Origin of the sequence: Gracilibacillus ureilyticus (assembly GCF_900111195.1) — a bacterium.
GTDB classification, from domain to species: Bacteria; Bacillota; Bacilli; order Bacillales; family Amphibacillaceae; genus Gracilibacillus; species Gracilibacillus ureilyticus.
In genome coordinates this window covers 25,101-39,948 of sequence record NZ_FOGL01000015.1, presented here as the reverse complement: position 1 = coordinate 39,948, position 14,848 = coordinate 25,101, and the positions used below count along the sequence as shown (strand labels likewise).

Genomic DNA, 14,848 nt, shown 5'->3' with positions numbered 1-14,848 from the left:
GCACAGACTCCCTAGATTTCGTCCTGATCCTTGCTTCTTGCACGGCATCTTCCATCGATCTCTTTCCCCTTATAAAAAACCTGCATTCATCAAAATAACTGCTAAATTGATTAGCAACTTAGCAGTTATCTTGACAACATACCTCCTGAACCCCGGAATGATATACCAAATCCAATCCTGACATCAGAGGCTGCCTTTTATTTCTTTCCGCGTTTTTTCGCATTCAGTAAGCGAGCCATCTTTTCCTCTCTGCTTTCGCCGCCATTATTATTCTTACCATTACCGGATTTTGCCACTGGTCTCGGCGATTCTGTTTTCCTTTTTGCAGTTACATTTTTCAAAGGATCTGGCTGCTTTTTCTCTGTGGATGCAGGCATCGATTGTTTTGCAGTATTTTTCGTCGATGCTTTTTTCAATTGGCTAAGCTGTGAAGCTCTTTTATCCGTTCCCTCACTTACTTTTGTCCGTCTGTTTTCTATATTGGAACTGATTGTATTGACAAAAGCAGAGCTGATGCGGAATCGTCTGACCGCTACATCCAGCATAAACAGTACTAATGCGAGACTGAGGAATAGATAGAATAAATCCTGCCGGTCATAACGAGGAGGCAAGCCATCTGGTGAAAAGGAATTATCCAGGTTTTCCAATACTTGCCCGCCGCCTGCGGATGCAATCTCCTCCATTACATGTTCATTGGCTGGCTTAAAAGTATATTCCTCTGAATACGGCACAACGACTCCTGTTTTAAACGAACTGACAGCTTCTCCATTTTGCTGCTCCGTAATTTGAAGAAAATATACTCCTGATTCATCTGCTTCAAAAGTTCCCTCGTACTCTCCAGGTGCTTTTGGCTCCAGGTTGAACGCAACTTCTTCACCTGTTTCGCTAACTAAGTTCGCCTGTAATGAAGCTGGATTGCTATCAGCAGACGTTACGTTCAGTGTAACTTGATTTCCCTCTATCTTTTTTGAAATTTGATAGGACTGTTTTTGATACTGAGGGAACGTCCATGTGATAATATCATTCCAAATTGGCGACCAATTTTCCCATGCCGGCCAATCGCCTGCCCATTCTCCAGATAGATCGGATGTCCAGGCAACCGTTTTGCCTAAGCCATACTGCCACCTTGCCAGAACAGGATCCCCTTTTTCACTTGTTAAAATTTGCTGTGCGCGCCCTTTTGGAGTTGTGGCAATATATGCATTCATCTGTGGTACACCATTTTCAAAATAGGCTCCCCATCCATATCCGTTGGAAACCGCAGGATAGAATGGATTATCTTCAATATACGTTCTTGTTACCATTGCTGTTTCCCTTGATAGAATCGTTGGAATAGTGGAGTTATTTTGCACCTGATAAAAACGGCCGCCACCCAGCTCTGCCATTTCTTCCAACAGCAGTCCGTCTGCTTCCATTCCGATAGCGACAGTAGATAAAGTAATCCCTGATTCACGAGCTTCTTCAATCATTTCCCTGTAATTCATCGATGTGGCTGACTGGCCGTCTGTTAATAGAATGACGTGCTTCCGCTTTAACTCTAATGGCTTCATTTCTTCATAAGACTGGGATAGTGGTGTGAAAATATCTGTCCCTCCGCTTGCCGTTATCGAGCGGATTTTATTTTCCACTTCTTCTTTATCATTAATTGGTCCAAGCTCGACAACTTCCCATGGAACCGAATCAAAGGCAGTGACACCTAATGTGTCTTTTTCCCTCAGGAGTGCTACTGATCGTGCAGCAGCTTCCCTGGCCAATGCTATTTTGGTTCCGGACATACTGCCAGACTTATCGAGCACAATGGACAGACCTAATGAAGGCAGCTCATTTTTCCCTTGCAGATCCATATCTACAGGCATTAGCTTCTCTATCGGTGTTTTAAAATAACCACCTACGCCAAATGACTGGTCCCCACCTGTCATGACAAAGCCTACACCAAAATCCTGGACTGCTCGTTCGATTAGCTCCATTTGCTCTGCTGTGACCATATGTGCAGAAACATTACTGAAAATAATAGAGTCATATTTTAAAAAGTTGCTCAACTGCACTGGAAGCAACTCTGGAGGAATGGTTTCCACTTGCACAGCTGAAGCATTCAGTGCTTTTTCCATGTTCGCAGCTGCATCACTTTTCCCCTCTACAATCAGCACATGTGGCAGCCCTTTTGTTTCTGCAAAAGCTGACAGCTGATTATTCTCCACAACCTGGTCCCCTTCACTGACTATTTCTGCATGAAACGTATGAAACCCGTCATCAGAAATCAGATGTTGAAAGGACATCTGGTTGGACCCTTCATTTATTTCTACCGTTTGGTCAATAATTGTTTCTCCGTCTTTGCTAATCCGTATTTGACTGGTTGTATCCATACTGCTGTCAATGGTTACGGACATAGGAGCCTGTTCTCCTAAATAAATATTTTCCGGTACATCAAAAGAGGTGATCGCCACATCTTCCTTATAAACTGTGGAAAATGGTAACACATCTACAACATAGTCTCTTCTTTTTAAATAGCTCGCCTGTCTTACCGCATCACCGATATTTTCATTCCCATCTGTCAACAAGACAACGCGCCCCTTGTCACCTGATGAAAACATGCTTCCCGCCAACTGGAGTCCTGATGCCAGGTTTGAATAGGATTGATTCATCTCAGTTTGAAAGGAATTGATCCCGTCTACATGGTTGGACAAAGGCGTTTCTACGACTGCTTCTCTAGCTAAAGAGATAATTCCCGCCTGGTCCTCCAATGCTTTCTGATCCACTGCATCATTCACTTGTTCTAATGCATTTTTTTCATTATCACCCAAACTGTATGAGCGATCCACAACGAAAACGGTAGCCAATTGCTGAATCGGCCAGAGGATTTGTATCCCAGCCAAGGCTAAAATAACCAATGTAAAAACAAGGGTACGTAATACGGTCAGCACTATTTTTCTTCCACCAGCTAGTGTGGAATTGGATTTCCAGTATAAATAAAGGACGACTGCCGCTGGAATGAATCCTAGCAGCCATAAGGGATTATCGACTTGAAATGCCACGTCGATACACCTCCCACTCGATAAACAGGATCAATAAAGCAATCGCAGCAAATATTCGCCATATTTCCTGTTTTGTTAATTGTACATCTGTATTTTTCGCACCTTCTCCATCAATGGAAAAAGATTCTGCCGCTTTACCTGTTCGTTCTTCATTATCCAGCTGGACAACAAAATAACGGTACAATGATCCGGCAGCTGTTTTTTCATGAAGCTGATAAATTCCGGGTGTTCTTGGCATGATTACTTCCGGGTTGCCAAGGTCCATTTCCTGAACATTTTCGCCATCCAACTGTTCCAACACTACTTCATTTGCTGTTGTTGAAAAATTGACTGTCGCTGATTCCATTGGTGAAAAATACCCGAGGGATTCTCCACTTCCTGCTAATTCTGCCACACTGTTAGCTAATAATATTGGAAATCCCGGCTGAAGAGGCCAATCTGAATCATCCAGATCGAAAGCAAATAAAATCAAGGGTGCTTCTTCATAAATTCCTTTTCCGATAACAGTCTGCTCCCCGCTTTGGACAAGTGGATTGAATCCATTCCAGTTGTTTACTGGAAAAGCTTTTTCCAAATAAACATTGCCTACATCGGCATAGCTTAACATCGGGTCATCATTGACCTGTTTTAACCCATAGGTTAATGCTGTTTTTTCTTTTACATCAAAAGGCCCACCAACAGATGGTGACAGGACCAGTTTCGGACCTGCTGGCCATTGTTCGGCATCCACACCTGACAAAATATAAATTGTTTCAGGCGTTGCCTCCGGAAAGGAATAAGCTCCGTTTTCATCCGTTGGCACGGTTGTTACATCATGGCCTGCCGACAGCAGCGCCTGTTCAATAAACGGATTCACTTCACCAGCTAAATAAATGGACGGTGCCTGCTGTTCAGGCAATAAAGCATACATCGTATTATCGGAGAGGTATGCATCCTCTTCAATTTTCACTTGATAATACTGATGGACAGACAAATTTTCCAGATTAAACGTTAGCTGTTCATTTGGTGGGATAGATTCCGTTACCTGTTCCAATTCATTCCCGTCATTACTAACCGTAAATGTCACATCCATCGCTTCAGCTGATTCATTTTCTGCTGTTACAATCGCCGAAATCTGATCCCCTGTTTGTTTTACCCCAAATGCCTTGATAGCGATATTGTTCTCGGCAGCTTTCCCGTTATGGACAACAATAGGATTCGAGAATGTTTGCTCAGTCAGAGTTTCCTTGTCCAGATTATCTGTAAAAACATGCACTTCACCAGTCTCCTGCTGAATCAGAGAATAAGCTAACTGTAAACTGTCTTTCATATTTTCATGCTGATAGGAGACTTGCAGTTTTCTAATTTCATCAAGCACCACTTCATGATTCGTCTCATTTGAAGCAAGCAGAACAGGATCTTTCTGAGCATGAATCACACTCACTTTATGCTCATTTCCTAACTTCTTGATTAAATCCTCTGCCTGTTCTTTGGCATTAGCAAATCTGCTTGTTCCGTCCCGCTCTGCCATCATTGTTGCAGAGGAATCCATTACAATAACAAGATGATCACCGCTTACCCTGTCACCAGTAAAATAAGGGCGGGTTAACGCAAAAATTAAAAATAACAGAATCAGAAGCTGCAGCAATAACAGCAGATTTTTCTGAAGCTTGTTCCACCAACGGTCAGATTCCCATTCCTGTAAAGCTTGTTCCCATAGATAAATGGAAGAAATGGTCTGCTGTTCAAATTGTTTCTTAAAAAAATAGAATATAAGTAAAATAGGAATCGCACTTAAAAACCAGAAAGAAACTGGTGCGAGAAAACCCATGCCTTCACCTCCTGATCCAGCCTTTCTGCATCAATGTCGAGAAAATCGTTTCTTCCAGGTTTGTGGAAACAGGACAAAGGACGAGTTCCATTCCACGCTTCTGACAGAAAGATTTGATTTTTTCGGTATGACTTTCAAATAATTGCTTATATTGGCTAATCACCTTCTGCGACATCGAAACTTCACGCTGGTTCGATGTCTCAATATCGACAAGCTGCAGATCACCCGTATAATCCGGATCTATTTCCTCTGGCAGCAACACTTGGATAAGTAATACCTGCTGATGTCTCGCCTGCATCTTTTTCAATGCCAGAAACAAATCAGCCGGATCCTCCAGGAAATCACTGATCAAAACATTCAGACTTCCTTTTCGTCCAGTGGTCGAATGTTGGCTCAGCTGCTGTCCAAACCGTTCTTCCCCATTTGAAACAGACGCTTGTTCAATAAAATGAATGACACTATTCACCATTGCCTTCCCCTTTGTATGCGGGTAGGTCCCAGATGGCGAGACAACCGGAATGAAACTAAGCCTGTCTGAATTTGCCAAAGTTAAAAAAGTAAATGATGCAGCAAGCTGTTTGGCTCGCCTCCATTTTTCATCTGTAATGCCCATTGATTTTGTACAATCTAAATAGATGGAAACAGAAAGTTCCTGTTCATCTAAAAATCGTTTAATATAAAATTTCTGTGATCTCGCATATGTATTCCAGTCAATCTGCCTCAGGTCATCCCCAGGACTGTACAAACGGTAATCGGAAAACTCTAACGATGAGCCAAGCCTGATGGAGCGGCGTTCCCCCTTATGTCCACCCCTGACAATTTTTCTGGAGGTAATCTTATAATTTGCTAGACGTTTGGTAAGAACTGGCGATAAGAGTCCACTCACCGGATCACGACCTTTCTTTTATTGGCTATTCAGCAGGGAGACACTCACAGTCGTGAGTACTCCTGACTGATCATCTCTCATTTCCCCTGAATCGATGCTAGATTTTCTTCGGCGGCAGTGAGCAGTTCTTCAATTAGATGGTCTTTGCTCACTTGTGCTGCTTCCCCTTCAAAATTTAAAAACAGCCGGTGTCTTAATACCGCATAAGAAACTTTTTTAATATCACCAATCGACACATTGTATCGGCCATCAAATAGTGCCCGGACCTTCGCAAGGCTGATCAAACTTTGCAATCCCCTTGGTCCAGAGCCGTAATCCACATATTTTTTTACACCTTCTGTTGAAAATTCATTATTAGGATGTGTTGCCATCGTTACATTAACGGCATAATCCAGTACGTTATCGGCAACGAGAATCTGTTTCGCGATTTTCTGAACATGAACAACATAATCCGCATCGATCCATTTTTCTAACGGCTGCACAGAAGTTCCCGTAGTTCTAATTGCGATTTCCTTCAGTTCTTCACGAGTTGGATAAGCGACATTGATCTTCATCATAAAACGATCCATTTGTGCTTCCGGCAAAGGATAGGTCCCTTCTAATTCGATCGGGTTCTGTGTCGCAAGAACGAAAAACGGTTCCGGCAATGTATACATTTCTCCCATTACTGTAACGGTCCGCTCACCCATTGCTTCGAGTAATGCACTTTGGGTTTTCGGTGTCGCCCTGTTGATCTCATCTGCCAGCACAATATTGGAAAAAAGCGGTCCCTGATGGAAAACAAATGACTGTCCACCTTGTTCATTGGGCTGAATCATATTCGTTCCGGTAATATCTGATGGCATTAAATCAGGTGTAAACTGAACACGCGAAAACTGTAAATCCATAACTTCAGATATTTTACGAACAAGCATCGTCTTTCCGAGACCAGGCAGTCCTTCCAGTAATACATGGCCCCCGGCAAAAATACCCCAGAGCAGCTGCTCGACAACCTCACTTTGTCCAACGATAAAACGGCTTATTTCCGCTCGGACTGATTCAATCTTTTCTTTTGCTTCGATCAACTCTTGTTCATTTAACTCACCCATACTAATTCGCTCCCTCCGATGGCTTTATATCAGAAAAGTATTCCTTGATTATTTGCTGTAAATGGTCTGGATAATCATTTCGTTCCATCGCTTGACGATAAGTATCTTCATAGTGTCCAAACACTTCACCATAGGAACGGACTTCACCAGGCAGAATCGGGGCATTTGGAGATATTTGCTGTTCACTTTCACCGGAACCTAGTTCACCTTGATCGATTTCCTGATTTTCCTGACCTTCAAGTTTTTGAGGAACAGACAGTTCATGGCTGCCTGCACCTAAACCAGCCCCATTACCAGTACCTGTTCCTGAACCTGTTCCGCTTCCACTTCCTGAACCAGAACCGTTGCCAGAGCCACTTCCACTCCCGGAGCCTGACCCGCTGCCTGATCCAGAGCCATTCCCATTACCTGACTGTGACTGACTTCCGCTTCCTGATGTGGAACCAGATCCCCCATTACCTGAAGTCTCTCCACCTGATCCGGCGCTGTTTCCTGACGGGTTACCATTGGAAAGTGCGAGTGAGCCAGGAGTACCAAGTCCGGCTGCTGCCATTTGTTCACCCATACTTTTGGCTAACTGCTGTAAATCAGTTTGTGCATTTGCGAGTGCTTCTCCATTTTCTGCGGCTGCTAAAAGCTCCTTCATTTGTTTTTCCAGTTTGGCCATTAGCTCTTCCAACTGTTCCTCCGTTAATTCTCCATCAGCTAACCCCTCATTATCCATTTCCAAAGTTTCTGCTGCTGACTGTAACTTTTCCTGTAATGACTTCAAATCTTCTTCACTTAGCTCATCTAATTGATCTTTTAGTTCATTCATTTGTTCGGTAATGTCCGCTTGATTCATTTGATTCAACGCGTTAGCCAGACTATTTAATCCTTCTGTTTGCAATTTCTCTGAAAGCTCATTTAATTGCTTTTTGCTTTTTTCTGACTGCTCCTTCAATTCATTCAGCTGTTTTTCCGCCCGAACGAGGTCTTCCGTCATTTCCTCAGCCTTATTTTCCTTTTTCACTTCATCCAGAAGATCTGTTAGCTTCTCTTCCGCTTCCTTACCCGCATTTTCTTTATGCTTTTCTGTAAACTTCTCGATCTTTTCTTTGTTCTCTTTCACTATTTCCTGCTCTATTTCCTTGTCTTTGGCAGCCTCCATCACATCATTCGGAAACATCATACCAAGATAGGAAAAAAGCAGCAGACCGCCTGTAACTGCTAACTTCTTCCATTGTAAAACCGGGAGCTTTTCCGCTTTAATCACAGGCAGGATTATTCTCATTTTATTTAGTGTATCTTTTCTTTGCAGGCTGGCAATTTCCGATGTCTCTTCCATAAAGTGATAGGAAGTTATTACACGGTCTTCTAAGCCCTGCTGATCAAATTTACGAACGGCTTTCAAATTGCCCGGTCTTTGCCAGAAAAGGAACACCACAAAGCCAACAAAGACTGCGCCGATGGTTAGCCCCATTTTCATCCCTAAAAATGGTATGATAAAAAACCGGCTCGTCAAAACCCAAAGCAAGCTAATTGCTGCACCTGTCAGAAGGGCAATGTACAATATATGAATGGATGTCTGCAACCATAATTTCCTTCTTACTTCTTTCAGTAACTGAAAAAAATGATCCTTCTCGTTCATCAATTATCCCTTCTTTTTTCGCCTCATGCTTGGACGTAATTTTTTAATCGCAATCAGTAAGGTAATCAACGTAATCGCACCATAAGCGATAGTGAAGCCTACCCAAAACGGCCAGTCAACTCCTATCTGCTGAAATTCATACACCAGGCTATTCGTTTCTAATGAAAAAAGCATCGAAACGGCCGGATTAAGAACCAGTACAATATATGGCAAAATATGATCCGTACTTTGCGGGCCTCCTGTTGTTCCTTGTGAAAAGCCGACAATTAACCGGATGATGATTAAAAATAAAATGACCGTCCCAACAACTAAAAACAGCATCGTTCCATATGTAGTAATCGTTGAAATGATCGTCCGCTTAATTAACGTGGAAAACATGATCCCAATACTGCCGATTGCCAGCATCGTTAAAAATAAGTAACCAAACATGATCAGTACCGTCTGCGGCGAGACACCGCCATAAAGAAATACGATACTGTACAATGGTAAGGAAGCGACCAACATTAGAATCAGGTATAGCAACGAGGAAAACAGTTTACTCAATATGATTGATGTTGATGACTGCTGGGTTGTCAACATAATGTTCAATGTCTGCTTCTCTCGTTCCCCGCTAATGGCTCCCGCTGTCAAACCTGGCGTAATAAAGACAATTAAACCAAGCTGTCCCATCGAAAGCAGTAAAAATAAATTTTTACTGTCTTCTGCTGTAAAACCATCATAAGAAAACTGTGTTTCTGTATAAATAAAGGCAAGGCATACTGCCCCGCAAATAGCGAGAAATAAAAAGATACCAAGGAAATTCTTAAATGACCGGAACCTTAATTTTATTTCTTTATTTAAAACAGGGTTTATCAATAGTGATTGTAACCGGCTCATTTACTCGTCTCCTTTCGTTATTTCCATAAAGATGTCTTCCAGATTCGTTTGTTTTTGTGAAAGTGTTAAAATGGCTAATCCATGTTCAACCGCTTTTTTCAACAGTGCAACCTGATCTTCTTCCGTACCTTGATAGGATAACTGTAACAGCATGTCATCTTGCTCATCCCGGGTAATCTCAAGTACATTCGGATCATCTTCAAAAAATGATACAGCATGCTCTATATTTTCTGTCACCTTCACCTGTAAAACTTTCTGAGCCTGCAGCTGATTTTCAATCTGACGAACATTGCCGTGTGCAATCAGCTGTCCGTTTTCTATTACACCTAATTCGTCACAAATCTCTGAGAGCTCGGGAAGAATATGTGAAGAGATGATAATGGTCTTATCCATATTTTTCAACTCTCGTAAAATTCCCCGCATTTCTACTCTCGCACGAGGGTCTAACCCGGAAGCAGGCTCATCCAGTATTAAAAGTTCCGGATCATGGATTAAAGCCCTGGCTAAACAAAGGCGCTGCTTCATGCCTCGCGATAACAGGTCAACATAGGAATCTGTTTTATCTGTCAAATTGACAAGCTCCAATAATTGCGGAATTACCGCTTTTCTTTCTTCATTTGGAATTCCATAACTAGCTCCATAAAAATCCAAATACTCGTGTACTTTAAACTTGTCATAAACACCGAAAAAGTCCGGTACATATCCGATCAATTTTCGAACCTGCTTTGGATCTTTTGTTACATCAATCCCGTTGATATATGCCGTTCCTTCACTCGGTGCCAGAAGTGTAGCCAAGATGGAAAAAGTCGTTGATTTCCCCGCACCGTTTGGACCAACAAACCCAAATACCGTCCCTTTTTCTATGCTTAAATTTAAATGGTCCAGTGCCGTAAATGAACCATAGTGTTTTGTTAGATTCACGATTTCAATCATGGGTTTATCACTCCTTCAATAGTTACAGCGGGAACCTCTATGCCACTCTCTGCAACAGAACTGATCCGTAACACAATGGAATTATCCTTCATATATTTTTCGTGAGCATTTTCATTAAACGATGCTTGAGTCTGGTCGATCTCCTCAAAAGTATCACTTTGCACATTATATAATGAAAAAGTGAAGCCAGTTTGCTGATTCAGCTGACTGAACGATAGTTTCTCCAACTGAAAAGAACGCTCAATTAGTGACTCTGGAAGTTCATATGTTAATAAATATGACCCGGCACTCAGGTCAAGGTACGGTTCCCCCATTCCGATGCCATTATGATAGATCCGTCCGTCATTAACCGATACTTCCGGCAATCTGATTTCCGTAGATAGTGTACTAGTTTCATCTGAAGGTAATTGAACCTCAGTCGGTTGAATAAACAGATGTCGATTATTTTGAACAGTCTCCTCTCCATTAACCGTTACCGGATAAAGTGAGTCACTGGTAAAACCGATCAGTAACGGTTTATTCACACTTCTATCAATCTCGTTTCTAAGCGCCATTGACAAAAGTTCGGCCTTGATCTGTTCCACATTCTGTGATGGTGAGTAGCCTTGGTTTCCAAATATCTGATAAGCAACCTGTTCTGTCGGTTGTTCAAAGAAAGAATTATTCTTTTTATCAAAGCTAATCTCTTTGGACTCTCCTGCAGCTATTTCTCCAATTTCATGATAGCTATTTCCACTGATCAAATAGACATCCTCGAAGTCATAATCAAACTCATTCGTAATTTGCCCGGAAATCTGTTCATTCGTCAGTGAAAGATTTGATGTGAATTGTCCATATTCTTTTACTGGATGATTAACCGCCGCACTCCTTGGTGACCAGAACTCCACTTGCTGATAATGGACGTTTGTTTCGTTCCCGTCTTCCTCCAGAAACGGCAGCTCAGAATATAACCTTTGAGGTCCGTACAGATCTTCTGCAGGGAATGGATTATATTCACTGTTCATTGTTAAAGTGTAGGAACCGGATTCTTTTGATAACAGGGATACTGCTCCTTCCCCACTGCCAATTCCTTGTTCATTCACAGAAATGACAGAAATCATATTTGTTTTTATCGCACCGCCTCGGTCTTTTGCTCCTAAGGTATATAATCCAATGCTTAAAATAATCGCTAACCCCGGGATGACAAGCCATGCCCACTCCCGCTTGTCGATCCGTTTTAATATAAAGTAAAGGACAGGTAGTATAATCAACAAATAGGCGGCAAATAATATAGAGAGTGTGGAAATTTTAAAGTTTGCCAATGTTGGAAAAGACTTTGACATATCTGCTAATCTGCTAAACGTATTCATTCCATACCCATTCATACTGGCAATTATATTACCATTTTCATTACCAATGGATGTCCATACCTCATCATTGCCTTTCCAGTCAGCAAGTGCCGGATGTCCTAAATCAAAAGCCAGCTGAGTCACAGCTCCCTTTCCATAGCTTTTGTTCACAACAAGAGGAATGGCGTCCTCTTTATACAAAACAACCGCTTCCTGATCGACTTCCCCCGTAAACAGTTCGAGATTATTTGCCTGAAACGGCTCTTCAAATCCCTCGAGTTCTTGCACCGTCTCTTTTCCCGAAACGGTCAATGGCAGCAGCTCCGCAAGTGTACCAAACTGCTGGTCTAACCCAGGTTCACTGCCTGTTACAATGGTTCCGCCATCTCGCACCCATCGTTTAATCGACTCCTGAATTTGTTCCGGAAGCTGAGCAACAGCGAAATCATTAATTACAAGCAGATCAAGGACATCTAATCCAAGTGCATCCTCTGGTATATCAGCTGCCTCCAAATTAATAACTTCCGGGTTGTTCCCATTAAATGACGTTAATTTTATGTAGTTTAAGCTATCCGGCTGATCAGAAAGCACCCCGATCACCATTTGATTTGGCTGAATATATGTCGGAGTTACGGTTAAGCTTGAGTCAATCTTCACCTCATTGCCACTTTCCCAATCACCTTCAAATAAGCGAAACACTTGCTCATTCTGGTTTTGGTTATATCCATATGCGTTTAAATCCTGAGTAGCTTGCATCGAGAAAGAAATCGTCTTCGTTGTTCCTGATGCTATGTCTACCGGCACTATTTTGTTCCCGATTGGTAATGTAATCACAAGATCTCCTGAAAAATCCTCTTTATCATTCGTAATTGTTAATGTTACAGGATATCCTCTTTCTTCCTTTGCCATTCCATTTAAACCGGCCTCAACTTTTATTTCCAGTCTGTCCTGCTCATCAGCATGCACAGTATAAGGATCGCCTAAGCTTAAAATTGTAAATATTATTACAAAAAAACCAATGAAAATTGCTGTATGTTTTTTCATTATTTTCCCCCTTCCTATTCTTACTGACGATAATAAAGATGAAATAGTTTCTAAATTTATTAATTTTTTTAGCTCAAGGTGAATTTTGGCTAGTCAAGTATTCCTAATTAATGGTAACATAATATGCCTATTTATTTTACACAATTTAGAAAGTTCACTAAAGAATAACTATTAGGCTTCCAGGTTCATAATTTAAAAAATTAATGCATAAAGTGTACTATCAACTTTAAAAAATGTTATTGACATTATCCCTACACTGATATATGATATTTCGTAATTAAATACAAATAATGCAAAGATTGGAATTAGTAGAAGGTGGATAATCTTCAAGAGAGCCGATGGCTGGTGGAAATCGGCAGTTATTTCCTTTGAACTCATCCAAGAGCAGCTCCCTGAATATTATAGTAAGGGAAGACGGATTTCTCCCGTTATGAAGATAGGTGGTGATGGCCGCCGAAAATGAGCGGATTACTGATATTCCAGTAATCAATTAGAGTGGTACCGCGAGCAATGCCTCGTCTCTATTTTTATATAGAGGCGGGGTTTTTTATTTTTAAAAATAATAAGGTGGTGTTTTTCATGGAAAAAGATAAAGAAGCTCGAAACCGGGCACACATGCCTGAAGGAACGTCGTCCATTATCAGCTGCCGCTCCTTACAAAATGCGCACAAGCGATTAGCAGATTTTTTGGAAAAAGGTAAAAGCGTTCTGGATATCGGCTGTGGAACTGGTGCCATAACAGCCGGCATTGCCGAAGAAGTAGCTCCAGGTCAGGTGATCGGCATTGATGAAAATCAGCAATTTATGGAAACAGCAAATGATCAATTTGCTGCGATAGAGAATCTGAGATTTGAAGCTAAAGATATATATAAACTCGATTATGAGAACCAATTCGACGTCGTCACAGCGGCAAGAGTATTACAGTGGCTCAGTGAACCGGAAACGGCACTTAAAAAAATGGTAAGAGCAACGAAAACCGGCGGCAATGTTGTCGTACTAGATTATAATCACGAAAAAGTAATATGGAATCCTGCGCCCCCTGAAAGCATGCAGCATTTCTATAGAGCTTTTCTGAAGTGGCGGGCAGAGGCCGGGATGGATAATGCAATCGCTGATCATCTCGCTGATATGTTTTTAGCTAACGGGCTTACGGATGTCGAAATCTCCGTCCAGCACGAAACTGTCTCAAAAAGCGACCCCGACTTCCAGCAAAAAATCGACATTTGGGCAAAAGTGGCCGATTCAAGAGGACATCAATTAGTGAAAGACGGATATGTTTCGGAAAAAGAGAGAGCACTTGCCGTGAAAGAATACCGGGAGTGGATCCAGACAACAGCTGAATCGATGGAGATGTATTTACTGGCAGTGAGTGGTGTTAGGTAATAGTGGAAGAAGGGCGTTTCATTACGCGCCTTCTTCTGTTTTATATAAAATTGATTACACATTAGGCATTAGCTAACAAATTATATATACCAATTTATGGAAAATGTTATAATTTACAAGTGAAATGAATTCAGCTTTTAAAAGGAGTTTTGTTTGTGGGAAATACAAAATATTTAATTGTAAGTGTATTTTTCATTGTTGGCTTATTAACAGCTTGTAACCAGGAAGAAACGGCTAAGGATAATAAGGAAAGTCATCATACAGAGCAAGAGAGTTATTATATGAATCTTCCCCAAGTTTTACATTATGGAGAAGGTTACAAGGATGGAAATAAAGTAGTGACAGTCCATGAAGCATATGCAGACCGGCAGACTGTTTCTTCCATAATCTCTGTCAAAAGTGTCGGAGATTCACCGCTTAACGCAGAAAGCTTAGCTTATATCCTCAACGATAAAAGTGAGGATGTTACTTATAAAGGTACAATTTCTGACAACAAGAATCCTGCTGACCGTAACCTGGAACCTAATGACGAAATAACCCTTAACATTGATTTTGACGTATCAGTTCTGAAGGATGAATATATCCTAACAGTTGAAAGCTTCGACGCACCACATTCGACTCCGTGGATAATAGACGATTTGGAAAATGAAGAATAAATTTACTATATTACTGTGTACAGACTGTTGTGGAAACAGTGCGAGTTGAAAAATAACGCAGAGAGCGGAAGTTCTGACGGAGAAATTGGAGCTTATGGACTTTTGGACGGGCGCTGAATGACTTCGCGTTTTAAAAAATGAGAGCCATGGCTTTCGCACCGGCGCTGAATGACTTCGCGTTC

Annotated in this window: 10 protein-coding genes and 1 other annotated feature; of the genes, 2 read left to right on the top strand and 8 right to left on the bottom strand. The window is 41.6% G+C overall.

Annotated features, from left to right (window positions below; genetic code table 11):
- Window positions 1–197: 197 nt before the first annotated feature.
- The 8 genes from BMW36_RS14120 to BMW36_RS14085 all read right to left on the bottom strand — a co-directional run bounded on the left by BMW36_RS14120 (window position 198) and on the right by BMW36_RS14085 (window position 12,627).
- Entirely contained in the window at window positions 198–3,032 is a 2,835-nt protein-coding gene (locus BMW36_RS14120) for a VWA domain-containing protein (protein ID WP_089742230.1), read from the bottom strand.
- Window positions 3,013–4,842 (bottom strand): vWA domain-containing protein, encoded by a 1,830-nt coding sequence (locus tag BMW36_RS14115; RefSeq protein WP_089742228.1) that lies wholly within the window; start codon window positions 4,840–4,842, stop codon window positions 3,013–3,015. Before BMW36_RS14115 ends, BMW36_RS14120 begins: the two co-directional genes overlap by 20 nt.
- Before the next feature lie 4 nt (window positions 4,843–4,846).
- On the bottom strand, window positions 4,847–5,728 hold the full coding sequence (locus BMW36_RS14110) for a DUF58 domain-containing protein (protein WP_089742226.1): 882 nt from the start codon (window positions 5,726–5,728) through the stop codon (window positions 4,847–4,849).
- Between the two features lie 77 nt (window positions 5,729–5,805).
- Window positions 5,806–6,816: an AAA family ATPase gene (locus BMW36_RS14105; RefSeq protein WP_175480475.1), complete on the bottom strand. Its 1,011-nt coding sequence runs from the start codon at window positions 6,814–6,816 to the stop codon at window positions 5,806–5,808.
- A gap of 1 nt (window position 6,817) precedes the next feature.
- Window positions 6,818–8,446, bottom strand: a complete 1,629-nt coding sequence (locus BMW36_RS14100; protein WP_089742222.1) for a coiled-coil domain-containing protein — start codon at window positions 8,444–8,446, stop codon at window positions 6,818–6,820.
- A gap of 3 nt (window positions 8,447–8,449) precedes the next feature.
- Window positions 8,450–9,322 (bottom strand): ABC transporter permease, encoded by an 873-nt coding sequence (locus tag BMW36_RS14095; RefSeq protein ID WP_089742220.1) that lies wholly within the window; start codon window positions 9,320–9,322, stop codon window positions 8,450–8,452.
- Window positions 9,323–10,255: an ABC transporter ATP-binding protein gene (locus BMW36_RS14090; protein ID WP_089742217.1), complete on the bottom strand. Its 933-nt coding sequence runs from the start codon at window positions 10,253–10,255 to the stop codon at window positions 9,323–9,325.
- Entirely contained in the window at window positions 10,252–12,627 is a 2,376-nt protein-coding gene (locus tag BMW36_RS14085; RefSeq protein WP_089742215.1) for a hypothetical protein, read from the bottom strand. Before BMW36_RS14085 ends, BMW36_RS14090 begins: the two co-directional genes overlap by 4 nt.
- Before the next feature lie 286 nt (window positions 12,628–12,913).
- Window positions 12,914–13,153: a binding site (T-box leader), on the top strand.
- Between BMW36_RS14085 and BMW36_RS14075 the strand changes: the two genes are divergently transcribed.
- A complete protein-coding gene (locus tag BMW36_RS14075) occupies window positions 13,138–14,010 on the top strand; it encodes a methyltransferase domain-containing protein (RefSeq protein ID WP_245711693.1) in 873 nt (290 codons plus the stop codon). (Overlaps the previous feature by 16 nt.)
- Window positions 14,011–14,165: 155 nt before the next feature.
- Window positions 14,166–14,666 carry a hypothetical protein gene (locus tag BMW36_RS14070; RefSeq protein ID WP_089742209.1) on the top strand — a complete coding sequence of 167 codons (501 nt, stop codon included), beginning with the start codon at window positions 14,166–14,168 and terminating at the stop codon, window positions 14,664–14,666.
- Window positions 14,667–14,848: the final 182 nt, after the last annotated feature.